Here is an 18,438-nt window from a genome sequence, read left to right as displayed (position 1 = left end):
AAGAAGGTTAACAGCAAGCGCCACCAAGGAAGAGTCAAATGCCATTTTATGTAAAACAGGGGCAGGTTCCCAACAAGCGCCACATCGCATTTGAGAAGCCATCCGGTGAACTCTACCGTGAAGAGCTGTTTTCAACCCATGGCTTTTCCAATATCTATTCCAACAAGTACCACCACAATATGCCTACGAAGGCGTTAACTGTTGAGCCTTTTAAGCTCAGTCATGGTGAAGTGTGGCAGGACTCCCTGGTACAGAACTATAAGCTGGACAGCAAACAGGCCGACAGGCAGGGGCACTTCTTCTGTGCCCGCAACAAGATTTTCTTCAATCAGGATCTGGCGATTTATACCGCCAGAGTCACCGAGGATACCGAGCTGTTTTACCGCAATGCCTACGCCGACGAGGTGGTATTTGTCCACGAGGGTGAAGGCGAACTCTTAAGTGAATACGGCAAGCTCAAGGTGCAAAAGTGGGACTATCTGGTGATCCCCCGCGGCACCACCTATCAGTTGAAATTCAAGGACTACACTAATGTGCGCCTGTTGGTGATCGAGTCCTTCTCCATGGTGGAGATCCCCAAACACTTTCGCAATGACTATGGCCAGTTGCTGGAGTCAGCCCCCTATTGCGAGCGGGATATCCGGGTACCCGAACTGACAGAGGCCAGGGTCGAGCAAGGGGAATTCCCACTGGTCAGCAAGTTTGGCGACAAGTATCAGCTGACTCAGCTGGAATGGCATCCTTTTGATCTGGTGGGTTGGGACGGTTTTGTCTACCCCTGGGCCTTCAATATCACAGAGTACGCGCCCAAGGTAGGCAAGATTCACCTGCCCCCCTCGGATCATCTGGTGTTTACCGCCCACAACTTTGTTATCTGCAACTTTGTTCCCAGACCTTACGACTTCCATCCCAAGGCTATCCCGGCACCTTACTACCACAACAATATCGACAGTGACGAGGTGCTCTACTATGTGGATGGCGACTTTATGAGCCGCACCGGCATAGAAGCCGGTTACCTGACACTGCATCAAAAAGGCGTGCCTCATGGGCCGCAGCCCGGGCGCACCGAAGCCTCCATCGGCAAGAAAGACACTTATGAATACGCCGTTATGGTGGACACCTTTGCCCCGCTGCAATTAACCACCCATGTGCAGAGCTGCATGAGTACAGATTACAACCGCTCCTGGCTCGAACGCTGAGCCCGGACCCGAATATCCAGCAAGGCCATCAGAGAATGGCCGCAAGCAACATCATTGAAGAGGACATAGAAATGGCAAGCGAAAAGAATCCACTGGGTTTGCTCGGTATCGAATTCACCGAGTTTGCAACCCCGGACAGTGATTTCATGCACCAGGTCTTTATCGACTTTGGTTTCTCCATGCTGAAAAAAGCCAAGGACAGGGAGATTTTCTACTACAAGCAGAACGACATTAACTTTCTGCTCAACAAGGAGCGTCAAGGCTTCAGCGCCGAATTTGCCAAGCACCATGGTCCGGCCATCTGCTCCATGGGTTGGCGGGTAGAAGATGCCAACTATGCCCTGCAACTGGCGGTATCCCGCGGCGCCCGCCCGGCGGATCAGGCCCACACTGACCTGCCTTACCCGGCAATCTATGGTATAGGCGACAGCCTGATTTACTTCATCGACCGTTTCGGCGAGCAGGACAACATCTACAAGACAGACTTTGTCGACCTACCTGCCCCTGTGATAGTCCCTGAAAAAGGCTTTATGGAAGTGGATCACCTGACCAACAATGTCCACAAGGGTACTATGGAACAATGGTCTGATTTCTATAAGGATATCTTCGGATTCACCGAAGTGCGTTACTTTGATATCAGCGGCGTACAAACCGCCTTGGTCTCCTACGCCTTGCGCTCTCCCGATGGCAGCTTCTGTATCCCCATCAATGAGGGCAAGGGTGACGACAAAAACCAGATTGATGAGTACCTGCGCGAATATAACGGCCCGGGCGTGCAACATCTGGCATTCCGCACCCGGGATATCGTCGCCTCGCTCGATGCCATGGAAGGAACCTCAATCGAGACCCTGGACATCATCCCTGAATACTACGACACCATCTTCGACAAGGTGCCGCAGGTGACGGAAAACCGCGACAAGATAAAGCATCATCAAATTCTGGTGGACGGGGATGACAGTGGCTATCTGCTGCAGATCTTCACCAAAAACCTGTTCGGCCCGATCTTTATCGAAATTATTCAACGCAAGAACAACCTCGGCTTTGGCGAGGGTAACTTCAAGGCGTTGTTCGAATCCATCGAGCGCGATCAAATGAAGCGTGGCGTGCTGTAACCGATAACGAAATCCCCCGTTTGAGACCGAGCTGATGATCGGTCTCTTGTTAGTATATTGAGCACTGCAATTTTTTACTTTGTCACCCGGTAGGATTTCATTAGACTGATCTCCCTTTTTGAGAGATAGCTGTACCCAAAATGCAAGACTACGCCCTGCTCGCCGCTTTTATTCCAACCTTTTTCTTTGTTTCCGTCACCCCGGGAATGTGCATGACCCTGGCCATGACACTGGGGATGAGCATTGGGGTGCGCCGCACTCTGTGGATGATGCTGGGTGAAGTCGTGGGGGTCGCCCTGGTGGCTTTGGCGGCCGTGCTGGGGGTGGCCACGATTATGTTGAAACATCCGATGATCTTCCAGGGGCTCAAATATCTTGGCGGAGCCTATCTTATCTGGCTCGGCATCAATATGTGGCGGGCCAAGGGCAAGATGGCCAATCTCGACCAACCACGAAGCATTAAGCGCACAGCGTTGATCTCCCAAGGTTTTGTCACCGCCATTGCCAATCCCAAGGGCTGGGCCTTTATGATTTCCTTGCTGCCTCCCTTTATCAATCTGCAGCAACCTATGGCACCGCAACTGACGGCACTCATCGGCATTATCATGTGTACCGAACTCATCTGCATGCTGGCCTATGCCAACGGCGGCAAGAGCCTGAGGCTGTTTTTGAGCCGTGGCAACAATGTCCGCCTGCTCAACCGGATAGCCGGTAGCCTGATGCTGGGGGTCGGTGTCTGGCTGGCGCTGGGTTAATCGCCCTTTTTGTAAGGTAAGGCCTGCTGCAACTGCGCTTGATACAAGCGGTTGTTGCCGGCCTCTGTTTGACAGAAATCGGCTATCGCCTCCCGAAAGCCTGGATGCGCTATGCCGTGCAGCGAATAGGTGGTGACACACTCAAAACCGCGAATCAGCTTGTGCTCCCCCTGGGCACCGGCGTTGAAGCAACTGAGGCCGTTCTTGATGCAATAGTCAATCCCCTGCCAGTAACAGGCCTCGAAATGCAGCGCCGGGATCTCCTCAAGTGCGCCCCAATAGCGGCCATAAAGCGTATCTTTCCCCTGCAGATAAAGCGCGCATGCCAGCGCCTGTTGCGGCGCTTCGCCCATTCGGTGCACCAGGAGCAAACGCACCTCGGCCGCCATCAACTTACCGAGTAGCTTGAAAAAGTCGGGCTGAAGATATCCCCGGTGGCCGGAGCGTTTCAGGTAAGTTTGCCGATAGCAGCGATAGAAAAGCTGCCAGTGCCAATCTTGCAGTTCATCGCCCCTGAGCCAGACAAACTGCAAGTCAGCCAAGGCGCGGCGCTCTTTGAGAATATTCTTGCGCCGTTTCGAGTTGAGCCGCGCCAAAAAATCATCAAACTGGCTGTAACCCCGGTTAAACCAATGAAATTGCGTGCCTTCCCGCAACAAGGTCTGGGGCAATTGCCGCAATGACTCGAGCTGCCCCTTGCTGACAAACAGCCAATGCCAGGAGGAATAGCTTTCGAGCAGTTGCCAAAATAGTTTCCCCAGCGCCTGCTGGATATCAGCGGCCGCCGCCCTGGCCTCGGGCGCTATCCCGAGTCTTGGGCCGGTGACAGGCGTAAAGGGAATGGCGCAGACCAACTTGGGATAATAGGCTTCACCGTGGCGCTGATAGGCATCGGCCCAGGCCCAGTCGAACACATATTCGCCCCAGGAGTGATCCTTGAGATAGAGAGGCATCACAGCCAAACGCCTGTCGTTGCAAAACAGCTGTAAATGCATGGGTTGCCAGCCGGCTGCGGCGCAAACACTGCCACTTTGCTCCAGCGCCTTCAAAAAAGCATGCCGGCAAAAGGGGTTGTCCGGCTCTGTTTGGCCATCTTCAGCCAGACACAGATCCCACTCGGCGGCGGGGATCTCATCAATGCCGGCGGCAAAACGCCACTGCCAGTGCTTATTGTCCAAATTTATTCCATATGCCGAGGCAAACTTGCAATCAAGGATAATTGGCGGCACATTGCATAGCAACTTAAGCAAAAGCAGTATAAGGAAATATAGTGCGTCTGATAAAACCGCTGATCTTCGCCGTCGCTCTGGCTCTGCCTGCAGCCTCCACCCTGAGTTACAGCCCACAAGTTACCGCCAACGAATCCTCGATTTACAGTGAAATGGCCACAGCCCAGCCCGTTTGGGCCAAGCATGGCATGGTTTCCAGCCAAGAGGCACTGGCTTCCCGTATCGGGGTGGATATTCTCAAGCAAGGCGGCAACGCAGTAGATGCAGCAGTGGCAGTGGGTTATGCCCTGGCAGTGACTTTGCCCCGGGCCGGCAATATAGGTGGCGGCGGTTTCATGCTGGTACACCTGGCGAAGGAAAACAAGACCATAGCCATAGACTATCGGGAGATGGCTCCTTCCAAGGCCCACAGGGATATCTTCCTTGATGACAAGGGTAATGCGGTCAATAAACTCAGCCGCGAGCACGGCCTGGCGGTAGGCGTTCCCGGCACTGTGATGGGCATGGAGCTGGCCCTGTCCAAGTATGGCACCATGAAACGGGAGCAAGTGATAGCCCCGGCGATCAAACTGGCGCGGGATGGGATCAGCGTTACTTCAGATCTGGCCAACTCCCTCAATGGGGTTAAGCGCCGCATTTCCCAATGGCCAAGCTCTGCCGCTATCTTCTACAAGGCAGATGGCAGCAGCTTTGTACCGGGCGACATCATCAAGCAGCCTGAGTTGGCTCACTCACTGGAGCTGATTGCCAAACAGGGCAGCAAAGGCTTTTACCAAGGGGAAACCGCCGAGAAACTGGTGAGAGCCATTCAGGCCGCCGGCGGCATCATGACCCTTGAGGATCTCAACAACTATCAGGCCATAGAGCGCCAGCCGGTGCGCGGACACTATCGAGGCTATGAGGTGGTTTCCATGCCGCCGCCATCATCGGGTGGTATTCATATCATAGAGATCCTCAACATTCTCGAGCAGTACCCCATCCATGATCTGGGCCATAACACCGCCGCCACTTTGCATCTTATGGCCGAGGCCATGAGACGGGCCTATGCCGATCGCAGCGAGTATCTCGGCGATCCGGATTTCTATCCTGTGCCGGTCAAAGCCCTGTTGAGCCCGGATTATGCCAAGACATTAGCCAAGAGCATCGACAGCAAGCACGCCACCCCTTCAAGCCAGGTCAAACCCGGCAAGCTGGCACCCTATGAAAGTGACCAGACAACTCACTACTCGGTCGTGGACAAATGGGGCAATGCAGTATCCAACACCTATACCCTCAACTTCAGTTATGGTTCTGGGCTGGTGGCCGATGGCACAGGGATTTTGCTGAACAATGAGATGGATGATTTCTCAGCCAAACCCGGCACCCCCAACGGGTATGGTCTGGTGGGCGGTGAAGCCAACTCGGTACAGGGCAACAAGCGGCCACTGAGCTCCATGAGCCCGACCATGATAATGAAAGACGGTCAGCCGTTTCTGGTTACCGGCAGCCCGGGGGGCGCCAGGATCATTACCACAGTGCTGCAGATCATCATGAATGTGATTGACCACGACCTGAATATCGCCGAAGCCAGCTTTGCGCCGCGGATGCATCACCAGTGGTTGCCGGATGAAATTCGGGTTGAGCGCAGCCTCAATGGTGACACCATAGCGCTGCTGGAAGCCATGGGCCACCAGGTCAAGGTCAAAAGTTCCATGGGCAGCACCCAGAGCATTATGGTGACCGAAGAAGGTAAATTTGGTGCATCGGATCCACGCCGTGCCGGCAGCGAAGCGGCAGGCTACTGAGCCCAGTTACCAAAACCTAAGCTACTGAAAGAACTCCTTAGACAGGTTTTTGAAACAAAGTAGTGAGCGACAAGCATTAAATTTGGCTTAACTCTCATCTACATTGAAAACAGCTCCGCAGATGCCACTCTTGCGGAGCTGTTTTTTAAACTGAACCAAGGTTAACTTTTAACAAACCGGCGACTTAACCTCAGTACATTGGCTTGGGCCAAATCAGGGCTAATTCAATCCTGAGCTTTCATTTCCGCTACCCGATACGCAATTAACAGGCTGTCAATAACCCTCTTATTTATAAGCATTTATCAATCCATTCAGGCGGCACAACTCCTTGCTTCTGACAAGTAAAAACTCAGATAGCGGCACTTTTGGCGATTGCGACGCCAATATGTGTTCAAAATTAAATCACAGCTTAAAATTCAATCTACCACACTGTTTTTAATCATTATTTTATGTGAATCCAATCAATTTATCTTTTCCTTATCAAAGTTATCATCCGTCCCCCTTTAAATGGAACTTTTGTATCTAAAAAGGTGGATGGGCGTCATCAAGGCGCTCAAATTATTTTAGGATAAAGAATGAAGAAGACGACTTTGCTTGCAGCGTCAATAGCACTGGCTCTGGCCGGTTGCGGCGGCAACGACAACAATGACACCCCCACAACCAAATCATTTTCGGTCACAGCCATTGATGGTTATCTGGTGAATGCCGACGTTTATGTCGGCGAAAACTGCCAAACCAAAGTGGCGACAACCGGCAAAGGCGGTATTGCCCGGATCGATGGCCAATATCAGGGACAAACACTGTGTGTTAAAGCCATTGCCGACAAAACCATGGATGAAAGTCGCGGCTTGGTGAAAAAAGCCTTTGAGCTCAAAGCCCCGGCAAGCAAAGAGGCCAACAGCCAGGTGATCAGCCCGCTGACAGACTTGGTTGTCAAGCATATGGACGCCAACCAAGGTGTATCCAAGGCGGATGCCGAAAAAGCCGTGTCGGCTCAATTTGCTGAACTTAAAGCCGAACCAGAGCTGCTGTTTGGTGACTATCTGGCCAAGAGCAACGCCAACAAAGTCGCTCAAGCGCTGAACATTGTCGGCGAGACTCTGGTTAGCCATCAGGGCCTGGCTGAAGCGCATCTGCAAAGTTTGGTTGAAGATGTGGCTGCCAAGGTGCAAACCGGTGACAAACTCGACGACTACGAGCCGGTGATCACTCCAGAAGGCGGTGTAGAGTCCAACCACAGACCTCATATTGTCTTGAGCCAGGCTGAACTGGACAAGCTGACCCAAATTGAAGTGGAACTGGGTCAGCCGATGACTGCCGTAGATTTGTCAGCCGCTTTTGCCGACAAGGACAACGACAGCTTCACTCTGAGCCTGATGGAGGAAGATGGCAACATTGCACTGCAAACACTGGGCCTGGCATTCGACGCCAAAACAGGCGTTCTCAGCGGCACACCTAAGGTAGCCGGTGAAATTGAGCTGCACGCTTACGCCACCGACAGCAAGGGCACCCGCTCATACCCGCTGGAAATTGAGATTGAAGTCAGCAGTATCAACCATGCTCCTGTCATCAACCCGGCTGAAAAAGCCAAACTGGAAGCTGAACTGGCACGCATGGCGCTGACAGTAGGCAATCAAATCGATCAGGTGATTGACCTGGATGAGCTATTTGGCGATCAGGATAAAGATCAACTGACCTTCAGCGCCATGACGGATATGCAAGGTATCGACCTGAAAATTGAGCAAGGTGACTCATTGCGTTTGTCCGGCAAGCCTCTGGTTGCCGGCGACTTTGTTGTCACTGTGACAGTCAATGACGGCAAACATGCAGCTGTGAGAGCCGATCTTAAAGTCAAGGTTGCCGGTAACGGTGTCGAACCAGAGCCCAAACATCCGCTGGAAGGCAACACCTGGTTCATCACAGAATGGGGTTCTGCAGACGAACACGACGACGGTGTGATGCAAGTGTGGTGTGATACTCTGGAGTTCAAAAACGGCTCTGTGCTGCGTAATGTCCGCACTCAAAACAACCTCAGCGAATGCTCCGCTATTGCAACCGTGGAAGTCTCCACTTATACCATCAATGAACTAGGCCAAATGGTGCTGGAGTACGGCGATGATGAAGGTGTTGAACGTCAGGAAACCATCAAGCTGAACGACGCCATTGCAGGTGTGGGTAAAGGGGCCAAGGTCGCCCAAATGTGGGACAGTCGCTATACCCTGTTCAGCAAAGCCGATGATGTTGAAAAACGTCTGGATATCGAATCTGATGATAATGCCCAAGGTCGCATGTTTACAGCAGAGCTGCCAGCGGCCACAGAAGCGATCTATCAGCTCGGTCACCTGACCATGCAGATGACAGCGGCGGATAATGGCGGCGCCAAGGTGGGGCTCTACTTCGATGTACCCAACACCGACTTCAGTTGTGATGAGGTGAGGGAGTTTTACGATCTCAACCTCAGCTACGAAGGTATGGAATATCGCATTCCAGCCTATCTGTTCCCCGCTGAAGAAAATGGTATCGAATACTGCCAGGCGCAATTCGATATCGAGCAGCCTGTTGTCGGCAAAATTTACAGTGTTATAGGTCATGTTACCGAAGAGGATGCCGGCTTGGTGGAAGAGATTAAAGCCAACATCCAATGGACAGGGACAGGCAATAACGATTAAGGCAACTCAAAGTCAGTGGTTTGACTGAATAAAACACTGATACGGCGAATTCAACCTAGCCGGTTGGCAAGATGCTGATCTTTAGTGGTTCGAAACTATGTTTTCCACGGCGTACAATAAACGCCAAAAGCGCCCGCCCTCGGGCGCTTTTTCATTTTATGAGATGACTTAGAACTTATAAGTTACACCACCGTAGATTTGACGACCTATGGTGTCATAAACCTCAGGAACAGTTCCGCCATCACTGCCATTGGATACAAATGAAGGTTCTTCATCTGTCAGGTTTTTCACCCCCAGAGAAGCTGTCAAGGCATCGGTGAAATGATAGGTACCGACAATGTTGTGATACAAAACAGCATCCGCTTTGGCAACTGCAGTGTAAGGTTTTTTATTCTTATCGTACTTGGTATGGATATCGTCCATCTTATCTATATAACGGTTGTAATACATCAGGCTCCAGTCACCACGAGTTGCCTGGATGCTGAGGTTATTGCGAACCTTTGCATAGGCGCCAAAGTTACCGTCAATAGTACCGTCATAGGCCACACCATTCTGCTCAAATTTCAGCAGATAAGTCAGGTCATTATTGATCTTCCAGTCCAACCCCAAGCCTTCAAAACTGTAAGCCAGGTTGAAGTCGATACCACTGGTATTCTGGCTTCCCACGTTGGTCAACGGGTTGGTGAACTTGGATAAGTCACCGGATGGAGTGATTTTGAAAGTGTCGCAAGCAGCCTGTTTACCGGCATGACAATCTTTCAACCCTTTCTGAGCATCCAAGCGAGTAATGGCATTGGTTACCCGAAAACGCCAGTAATCCAAGGTCAGAGACATACCGTCAATAAAACCTGGTGAATAAACCAAACCAGCAGAATAAGACTCTGACTCCTCAGGCTTCAAATTCAGATCTGAGGTATAGTTGACCAAAATTTGTGGATCCTGGGCATTCTTCCATGGATCTTCCAAATAGTCGTAAGATCCTGTGTTACCGCCATAGAGTTCGCTGACATTTGGTGCCCGAAAACCGGTAGCAGCCACGGCGCGCAGCATAAGTTCATCGGTCGCTTCATAGGTCAGCCCTAGCTTCCAGGTGGACGCCTTACCGAAAGTAGAGTAATCATCGAAACGCAGGGCAAATTCACCGGTCAGCTTGTCGCTGAAAGGTACACTAATCTCCTGATAGATTGAGATAACATTATAGTTACCGTCGGTTGGATCTTGCTGAGCAGCAGTTCCTTTACCGGCGACAATCACAGGATCCGGAGTAAAGTATCCGCTGTCATAGCGATATTCGGTTCCGATAGCAAAACTGACAGGACCGGCAGCCAGGTCAAACAACTCACCATTCAATACCCCGGCGACCACATGTTGTTCATTACCACCATAGTTACGTTCGGTAAAGCCTATGTCATTGATGATCTCCTGGGTCAATGGTGCGCCGCTGAGCCAGGCGCCTTGATTGTTGTAAACCGAGTTTGTCATCTTTTCAGCATTGATAGAGTTTTCAACCCAGGTATCGGCCTTGTTCTTGCCATAGGTATAAGACAAATCCCAAGTCATACCTGTATTGACATCCAACGTGCCTTGCAGAGCAAGAGAAGCACGCAGAATATCGACATCCTGATTATAAATACGCGGCCCAACATCATTGGTACGACGGCGATAATTGACTCGCCCGGTCTTGTCCGCCTTTATACCTGCAGCCAACATAGACTGATCCAAGGTAATACAACGGTTAGGATTCACTCTTGCCTGACCACAAACTCCTAACATGATATCAGCAGGCTGCGGCGCCATTTGCTGATCGGACTTACGCTTGGTGTACAGTATGTCACCTGACAATACCAGTTCATTGCCCAACTCCTGGATCATGTTGCCAAACAGGCTATAGCGCTTGCTTGGCGTTTGAAACCAACTGTCTTTGGTGAAATCATAACCAGTACTGCGCTTAACCCAGTTACCGTTGGCGTCTTTGACCATACCGGCCAGAGAACCGGTTGGGATGAAAGAACTGGCACCAGGCTTTGTCCAATCACGGTCAGCCTGGATGACGCCACGACGGTCAGAGTACGCCGCGCCAAAAGTGTAGTTGCCGCCATTATCTGTGTTGAAACCATACAACAGGCTCAACTCCCCGGTTTCACCGTCCCCCTTGTCGGTTCCGCTGCCGTTGAAATCCAACTGTAAACCTTCAAAATCCTTTTTAGTGATGATGTTAACCACACCGGCAATGGCGTCAGAACCGTATACCGCAGAAGCCCCGTCTTTAAGAATTTCCACCCGGGCAATCATAGCCACAGGGATAGAGTTCAAATCCACTGCGCTATCGGCACCGGAGCCGGAATTGACCATACGGCGGCCATTAAGCAGTACCAAGGTGCGCTTAGCGCCCATACCTCGCAAATCGACCTGAGCTACACCAGCGGCACCATTATTGGTGGTTGAGCCAATAGCCGCACCAGCCATGGAGGTTTGTGCCTGCAATAATTGATCGACCGAAGTAAAACCTTCTGCCCGAATAGTATCGGCATTAATCACTGTTACAGGAGAAGCGGTTTCCATATCTTGGCGCTGAATACGTGAGCCTGTGACTTCGATACGCTCAACCTTGTCGCCCTCCTCTGCAGCATAAGCTTCCTGAGAGACAGATACTGTTGCCGTTGACACAGCAGCAAACAGCGCCAATTTAACCGCACTGGCCAGCTTATTGGTTCTTGTCATAATAAACTCCCTTACTTCCTGAATTGTTTTTATGTTCGCCGACCTCTTTAGGTGCGGCGAGCAAAGATACTGTCGCCTGGTCGCAAAATCGTCAATAACAGAGTTTTAATCTGACAAAGGCCGCATTGTTAACAAATTGAAATTATATTGTTTATTTTTTAATGAGCTTCAGTTATCCTGGAATTAGTATATAACCGCAAACTTAAATAGCTGAATTTGTCAAAAAATAACTTTAATTTTTTGTTAAAAGAGCCCAAATTGCGCAACAATTACATTAATCAAAAGTGCGATCTGCAGCACGCTTATACCGAATATGCTATCAATATCACAAAGAAAAACCCTTCATTGACGTGTTTGACTACCAGCTCTTTTAGGTATATTTGCATGGACATCTCTGTTAACCAGGTCATATTACAAACGGTATGCAGTATGGTTATGTTACAAATCTGTTTAACACCATCTTGTATATGTTTTTATTCAATAGTTTTTTATGCTGCGGAGGTTGTTCTTTTAGAGAGAGCACTTCAAGCCTGTATACCAGAGTAAATGTGTCTGTAATAAAGCCACTCAGGCTGCTATGCATATAAATAAGATCTTTGATTTTAAGGAACGGGGGTATTGTCCAAAAATGAAGGGAGCCAAGAGCTATATCATTTCATTTGCGAGCTAGAATTAGAGCCAGCAACGCCATTAAAAGAGCACAAACCGCCCTTAAGCGGCTCAATCAAGGCCGTAGGAGCTTGCTCATAATGTGGAGAAGGGGCGATTAATAAGCCCTCTCTTATCTGATGAAAAAGTTGGATTGAACCCAAACATCAGTGAAGAAGATACGAAAAGGCCCATTGGTGCTCTTCGCGGGCTTACAGGTGGATGCAAGACGTGGTTCACAATAAATAGCCCTGCGCGTTTGCAAGAAGCATAACAGACAAGACCGGACTGTAACTCTGCATATGATTCGCTGAAAACTTGAGTAAGTTAGCCCAAGGGAAATAGCATCCAAGCACTCATTACAGCTTGCCAACCACTCAAAATTTACCTGCTTGAAATATGCATTCAGCGCCCCATAGGTGACGCAATAACTATGGCAAGGGATGAATACCAAAATCAAACGATTGCTGTGAACGAGACTATGATTATCGAGATTGCAACAACTTTTTTAATGTCAAAGCGGTATTTGCCACTACTGTAGATTAAACCCAAAAAGCGCCCGAAGGCGCTTTGGCATTTTATGAGATGACTTAGAACTTGTAAGTCACACCACCGTAGATTTGACGACCTATGGTGTCATAAACCTCAGGGACAGTTCCGGCATCACTGCCGTTGGATACAAATGACGGCTCTTCATCAGTTAAGTTCTTAACACCCAGCGAGGCTGTCAAACCATCAGTGAAGTGATAGGTGCCGACAATGTTGTGATACATAACGGCATCAGCCTTGGCAACCGCTGTAAATGGATTATCATTCTGATCATAGTCAGTATAAATATCATCCATCTTACCGATATAACGGTTGTAGTACATCAGGCTCCAGTCGCCACGACTGGCTTGAATACTGAAGTTATTGCGAACTTCTGCATAGGCGCCAAAGTTACCGTCAATGGTACCATCATAGGAAACGCCATCCTGCTCAAACTCCAAAAGGTAGGTCAGGTCGTTGTTAATCTTCCAGTCCAGTCCCAGGCCTTCGAAGCTGTAAGCCAGGTTGAAATCGATACCACTGGTATTCTGGCTACCTACGTTGGTCAGCGGATTGGTAAAGTCAGATAGATCGCCGTCAGAAGTAATCTTGAAGGTATCACAGGCAAGCTGATTGCCGGCGTAACAATCTTTCAGCCCTTTCTGAGCATCCAGACGGGTAATGGCATTGGTTACCCGAAAACGCCAGTAGTCCAGAGTCAAAGACATACCGTCAATAAAGTGCGGTGAGTAAACCAGACCGGCAGTGTAAGACTCAGACTCTTCAGGTTCCAAGTTTTCGTCCGAGGTATAGTTCACCAAAATCTGTGGATCTTGCTCGTTACCCCATGGATCGGTCAAATAGTCGTACGATCCTGTGTTACCACCATAGAGTTCACTGACGTTTGGCGCTCGGAATCCGGTGGCTGCCACGGCGCGTAACATTAAGTCATCAGTCGCTTCATAGGTCAGGCCTATCTTCCAGGTCGATGCCTTACCGAAAGTAGAGTAATCATCGAAACGTAGCGCAAATTCACCTGTCAGTTTTTCGCTAAAAGGTACGCTAACCTCCTGATAGATAGAGATAACGTCGTAGTTACCATCAGTTGGGTCTTGCTGGGCCGCGGTACCCTCACCGGCGACAATCACAGGATCCGGATTAAAGTAACCGCTGTCGTAACGGTATTCGGCACCGATAGCGAAGCTGACCGGGCCAGCATCGAGATCAAACAGCTCACCACTCAATACCCCGGCAACCAGATGTTGTTCGTTACCACCATCGTTACGCTCGGTGAAACCGATATCGTTGATGATCTCCTGGGTCAATGGCGCACCGCTGAGCCAGGCGCCTTGATTGTTGTAAACTGAGTTTTCCATCTTTTTGGCATTGATGGAGTTTTCAACCCAGGTATCGGCCTTGTTCTTGCCATAGGTGTAAGACAGATCCCAAGTCATGCCGGTATGAACATCCAGCGTGCCCTGCAGGGCAATCGAGGCGCGCAGCGTATCGACGTCTTGATTATAGATACGAGGTCCTACGTCATTGGTACGGCGACGGTAGTTAACACGCCCGGTCTTATCGGCCTTGATACCGGCATCCAGCATGGATTGATCCAGCGTGAGACAGCGAGAAGCATCAATACCTTCCTCGCCACAGACACCCAGCATGATATCGGCTGGTTGAGCCGCCATTTGCTGATCGGACTTACGCTTGGTATACAGTATGTCACCTGTCAGCACCAACTCATTACCCAGCTCCTGGATCATGTTGGCAAATAAGCTATAGCGCTCACTAGGCGTTTGGAACCAACTGTCCTGAGTATAATCATAACCTGTGCTGCGCTCGACCCAGTTACCGTTGGCGTCTTTGACCATTCCGTTCAGAGAGCCGGTAGGAATAAAGGAACTGGCCCCTGGCTCGGTCCAATCACGATCCCCCTGAATTACGCCACGGCGGTCAGAATAAGACGCACCAAAAGTGTAGTTACCACCATTGTCTGTGTTGAAGCCATACAACAAACTCAGCTCACCGCTCTCACCGTCGCCTTTATCGGTTCCGCTGCCGTTGAAATCCAACTGAAAACCTTCAAAGTCTTTCTTGGTGATAATGTTAACCACACCGGCGATGGCGTCGGAGCCGTATACTGCAGAAGCGCCATCTTTAAGAATTTCTACCCGAGCTATCATAGCCACAGGGATAGAGTTCAAATCCACTGCGCTATCGGCACCAGAGCCGGAATTGACCATACGGCGACCATTGAGCAGTACCAGAGTGCGCTCAGCGCCCATGCCCCGCAGATCGACCTGAGCCACACCATCGGCTCCATTATTGGTACTGGACCCCACTGCAGCGCCGGCCATGGAGGTTTGTGCCTGCAGCAATTGATCCACTGAAGTGAAACCTTCCGCTCGAATGGCGTCGGCACTGATCACTGTCACTGGTGAAGCGGTTTCCATATCTTGACGCTGGATACGTGAGCCGGTGACTTCAATACGTTCTACCTTGGCTCCCTCTTCGGCAGCAAAAGCTACCTGAGAGACAGATGCAGCTGACGTTGATACTGCAGCAAATAATGCCAATCTTACTGAGCTGGTCAGCTTATTGGTTCTTGTCATTTTAAACTCCCTTACTTCTTGGTTTGTTTTTATTTTCACCGCACTTATTAATGCAGCGTTGCCAAGATACTGTCGCCTCGTTTCAATAGCGTCAATAACAGGATTTTCATCTGGCAAAAACCAAAATGTTTTATTTATGTTTCGTTAATGTTTTGTTTTATAGGGATAGTGGCCCGCAAACTTATAAACGAATAAATATGCAGCTAATTATGATGGAAAACCTAAAAATAGACTTTGATTTTTCGTTAATTCAAAACACATTAATTAACATGGCTGGAGCATTAAAACGTGATATAGATCACAAAACAATTTGTTTCAATGCTGATACATCACAATGAGACACCAAAAATTTCTTTAGGCAATCTCCTTCCCCCTAAATTGCAGGCAAAGGCTAACAACGCATAAAACTCGCCTACTCAGTCAAATTAAAGCGCCACCACAACGATACAAACAACACATTTGTTATCAATATGTACTAAAATAAAGTAAATGATTAACTAAGGAGATAGTTTTTTCTGCTGCCAGAAACGGATGCATTTCAAGAAAAAATCACCATCAAGCTAACAACCAGGATGATTTGTTAAATTAATGCAAGGATTGAAGATGATAACGCTAGACAAGGCAAAGAACGCAAAATAAAGCCTTGACTTGAGCCAAGGCTTTATTTAGATAAACACTGAGAATATCGGCCTAACAAATAACAAGAAGAACTATTGGAACTCTTTATTCTCCTTTTCTTCAAGTTTTGATTGGGTCAACAGCCCCATAGAAAATAACTCTCAAGATCCAATACAAGCGCGAATTCTGTCGGCTATAGTGTGCAGCTCATCCATATCCCCCTTATGGGCCGCGTGCTCCATCAGGCCTTTGAGCGGGCCGGGCAACACATGGAAATGTACATGGGGCACACTCTGACCGGCGGCGCTGCCGTTGTGTTGGAACACAGTGGAGCCCGGGATCCCCATGGCCTTTTCCACCGCCTTGCCCATCAGTTTGACGGTACGCATGCAGGCCGCCGCCGCTTCATCGGACAACTGATACAGGGTCACGGCCGACTCCTTGGGCAACACCAATAAGTGGCCCTTGGTTTGCGGCATGATATCCATGAAAGACAGAGTATGCTCGTCTTCATAGAGTTTGATACAGGGCAACTCGCCGCGAAGAATGCGGGCGAAAATATTGTTGTTGTCGTAATTCAGATCCATCTTGTCACTCCATACTGACGAATCGATTGGCTTGGAAGCTATTGGTGTACCACAAAAAAGGGCCGGTTGCACCGACCCTTTGGTATTGAAGCTACCGCAATTAGCCGAAGTAACTGTCGTCGAAGGCCATGATGGATTCACTGGCCGCGGCAATTTGACGCCGATAGCCACTGGCGCTGCTGACATAGTAGTCCATAAAGAAAGCCGCCGAGGCCAGTTTGCCGGCATAGAAACCGTCGGCATCATCTGCCAGCCCGTCGAGCGCCAGCTCGGCCATCCGTGCCCAGATCCACGCCAGCGCAGCTGTGCCAAACAGCTGCATATAAGGCATGGAGGCCGCGCCCAGGTTGTCGGGATTTTTCATCGCCAACTCCATCAGGCTCTGGGTAGCGCGCTGCAGATCCGTTGCCGCCTGACCCAAACCTTCGAGCACCTTGGCAAACCGGGGCTCTTGAGCGGCCTTGGGTTTGGCGCCTTCGATAAAGGCCTCCACCTCTGCGGCCCAGAGTTTAAGCGCCGCGCCCTTGTCACCCATCAGCTTGCGCCCCACCAGATCCAGGGCTTGCACGCCATTGGTGCCTTCATAAATCATCGCGATACGGGCATCACGGACAAACTGCTCCATCCCCCACTCATGGATATAGCCATGGCCGCCAAACACCTGTTGGGCATCGACACAGGCGCTGAAGCCTCTATCTGTGATAAAGCCCTTGACCACAGGAGTAAACAACGCCGCCAACGCCTTGGCTCTGGCCTTTTGTTCGGCATCCTGATGGCGCTCAGCTTCATCGAGCCACAGCGCCTGCTGGCCGATAAGAGCGCGGGCGCCCTCATTGAAGACTTTTTGCGACAGCAGCATCCGCCGCACATCGCCGTGCACCAGAATAGGATCGGCATTTTGCTCCGGCGCCTTGGTGCCGGACAGTGCCCTTCCCTGAACCCGCTCTCTGGCGTAGGCCAGCGCGTTCTGGTAAGCGATTTCAGAGACGCCCAGCCCCTGAACCCCAACACCCATGCGCGCCTGGTTCATCATGGTGAACATGGCTCTGAGGCCTTGATGGGGTTCGCCCACCAACTCGCCTTTGGCGCCGTCGAACAGCATCACACAAGTGGAATTGCCGTGAATACCCATCTTGTGTTCGAGGCCGCTGGCCTTGACATTGTTAGCCTCGCCCAGGCTGCCATCTTCCTTGACCCAATACTTGGGCACGGCGAACAAACTGATCCCCTTCACCCCGGCCGGTGCATCGGGCAACCTGGCCAATACCAGGTGCACTATGTTTTCGGCCAGATCGTGATCGCCACTGGAGATAAAGATTTTCTCACCGCTGACAAGATAGCAACCGTCAGTGCTGGGCTCGGCCTTAGTACGCAGCAGCGCCAGATCGGTACCGGCATGGGATTCGGTCAGATTCATGGTGCCGGTCCACTCGCCGCTCACCAGTTTGGGCAGATATTTGGCCTTGAGCGCCTCGGAGCCATGGGCAAAAATGGCACTGTAAGCACCGTGGGTCAGCCCGGGATACATGGCAAAGGCCATGTTGGAGGAGGTCTGCATTTCGGTGGCAAAAATACCCACAACTTCCGGCAAGCCCTGACCACCGAACTCGGGATCACAGGTCAGCGTCGGCCAGCCGTTGTCCACATACTGGCGGTAGGCATCGATAAAGCCCTCGGCGGTTTTCACCCCATCGGCTTCCAGACGACAACCCTGCAGATCGCCGACACTATTAAGCGGCAGCATCACCCCAGTGCTGAAATCGGCCATGCCTTCGAGAATGGCATTGACCAACTCAGGGTCAATTTCATCGAACCCCTGCAGCTTTGGCTGCTGATAAATATCCAGTAACTGTTCAAGAATAAAGCGGTAATCCCGCATCGGCGGCTGATAACTTGCCATATGCTTATTTCCTTTTCCCTGTGATTGATGTCTCACCTTAGCCAATTCTGAGTAAAAACTCAGCACCTCTGAC

10 protein-coding genes are annotated in these 18,438 nt (G+C 50.5%); 5 read left to right on the top strand and 5 right to left on the bottom strand.

Translation table 11 applies throughout. From position 1 onward, the window contains the following. The first annotated feature begins 38 nt into the window (after positions 1-38). The 3 genes from SIL79_RS15100 (at position 39) to SIL79_RS15090 (ending at position 3,066) form a co-directional block, all read left to right on the top strand. The gene (locus SIL79_RS15100; protein ID WP_071475853.1) at positions 39-1,199 is read left to right on the top strand and encodes a homogentisate 1,2-dioxygenase; all 1,161 of its coding nucleotides are present in this window, start codon (positions 39-41) and stop codon (positions 1,197-1,199) included. A gap of 71 nt (positions 1,200-1,270) precedes the next feature. Next, positions 1,271-2,311 carry a 4-hydroxyphenylpyruvate dioxygenase gene (gene hppD / locus SIL79_RS15095; RefSeq protein WP_045282736.1) on the top strand — a complete coding sequence of 347 codons (1,041 nt, stop codon included), beginning with the start codon at positions 1,271-1,273 and terminating at the stop codon, positions 2,309-2,311. Positions 2,312-2,451: 140 nt separating this feature from the next. Then, positions 2,452-3,066: a LysE family translocator gene (locus SIL79_RS15090; RefSeq protein ID WP_039033377.1), complete on the top strand. Its 615-nt coding sequence runs from the start codon at positions 2,452-2,454 to the stop codon at positions 3,064-3,066. On the opposite strand, the gene SIL79_RS15085 is transcribed toward SIL79_RS15090, so the two are convergent. Next, a complete protein-coding gene (locus SIL79_RS15085; protein ID WP_319619437.1) occupies positions 3,063-4,244 on the bottom strand; it encodes a GNAT family N-acetyltransferase in 1,182 nt (393 codons plus the stop codon). The two genes, SIL79_RS15090 and SIL79_RS15085, sit on opposite strands and share 4 nt — an antisense overlap. Before the next feature lie 92 nt (positions 4,245-4,336). On the opposite strand from SIL79_RS15085, the gene ggt reads away from it, so the two are divergent. After that, on the top strand, positions 4,337-6,079 hold the full coding sequence (gene ggt / locus SIL79_RS15080; RefSeq protein ID WP_071475854.1) for a gamma-glutamyltransferase: 1,743 nt from the start codon (positions 4,337-4,339) through the stop codon (positions 6,077-6,079). 575 nt (positions 6,080-6,654) lie between these two features. Then, positions 6,655-8,748: a putative Ig domain-containing protein gene (locus SIL79_RS15075; protein ID WP_319619436.1), complete on the top strand. Its 2,094-nt coding sequence runs from the start codon at positions 6,655-6,657 to the stop codon at positions 8,746-8,748. Positions 8,749-8,916: 168 nt separating this feature from the next. On the opposite strand, the gene SIL79_RS15070 is transcribed toward SIL79_RS15075, so the two are convergent. From SIL79_RS15070 to SIL79_RS15055, 4 genes are all read right to left on the bottom strand, one after another. Further along, on the bottom strand, positions 8,917-11,469 hold the full coding sequence (locus tag SIL79_RS15070) for a TonB-dependent receptor plug domain-containing protein (protein ID WP_319619435.1): 2,553 nt from the start codon (positions 11,467-11,469) through the stop codon (positions 8,917-8,919). Between the two features lie 1,238 nt (positions 11,470-12,707). Then, entirely contained in the window at positions 12,708-15,260 is a 2,553-nt protein-coding gene (locus SIL79_RS15065) for a TonB-dependent receptor plug domain-containing protein (RefSeq protein ID WP_039033381.1), read from the bottom strand. A 779-nt stretch (positions 15,261-16,039) separates the two neighbouring features. Further along, a complete protein-coding gene (locus SIL79_RS15060) occupies positions 16,040-16,465 on the bottom strand; it encodes an HIT family protein (RefSeq protein ID WP_186299982.1) in 426 nt (141 codons plus the stop codon). Positions 16,466-16,565: 100 nt separating this feature from the next. Beyond that, entirely contained in the window at positions 16,566-18,365 is a 1,800-nt protein-coding gene (locus tag SIL79_RS15055; RefSeq protein ID WP_039033382.1) for an acyl-CoA dehydrogenase C-terminal domain-containing protein, read from the bottom strand. Positions 18,366-18,438: the final 73 nt, after the last annotated feature.

Origin of the sequence: Shewanella indica, from assembly GCF_033842865.1 — a bacterium.
In the GTDB taxonomy this organism is placed as follows: domain Bacteria; phylum Pseudomonadota; class Gammaproteobacteria; order Enterobacterales; family Shewanellaceae; genus Shewanella; species Shewanella indica.
This window is presented reverse-complemented; position numbering and strand designations above follow the sequence as displayed.

Excerpts from the sequence above, each read along its gene's own strand:
- SIL79_RS15075 (WP_319619436.1), top strand. The coding sequence starts at position 6,655 with ATGAAGAAGACGACTTTGCTTGCAGCGTCAATAGCACTGGCTCTGGCC.
- SIL79_RS15090 (WP_039033377.1), top strand. The coding sequence starts at position 2,452 with ATGCAAGACTACGCCCTGCTCGCCGCTTTTATTCCAACCTTTTTCTTT.
- SIL79_RS15065 (WP_039033381.1), bottom strand. The coding sequence starts at position 15,260 with ATGACAAGAACCAATAAGCTGACCAGCTCAGTAAGATTGGCATTATTT.
- hppD (WP_045282736.1), top strand. The coding sequence starts at position 1,271 with ATGGCAAGCGAAAAGAATCCACTGGGTTTGCTCGGTATCGAATTCACC.
- SIL79_RS15100 (WP_071475853.1), top strand. The coding sequence starts at position 39 with ATGCCATTTTATGTAAAACAGGGGCAGGTTCCCAACAAGCGCCACATC.
- SIL79_RS15055 (WP_039033382.1), bottom strand. The coding sequence starts at position 18,365 with ATGGCAAGTTATCAGCCGCCGATGCGGGATTACCGCTTTATTCTTGAA.
- SIL79_RS15060 (WP_186299982.1), bottom strand. The coding sequence starts at position 16,465 with ATGGATCTGAATTACGACAACAACAATATTTTCGCCCGCATTCTTCGC.
- SIL79_RS15070 (WP_319619435.1), bottom strand. The coding sequence starts at position 11,469 with ATGACAAGAACCAATAAGCTGGCCAGTGCGGTTAAATTGGCGCTGTTT.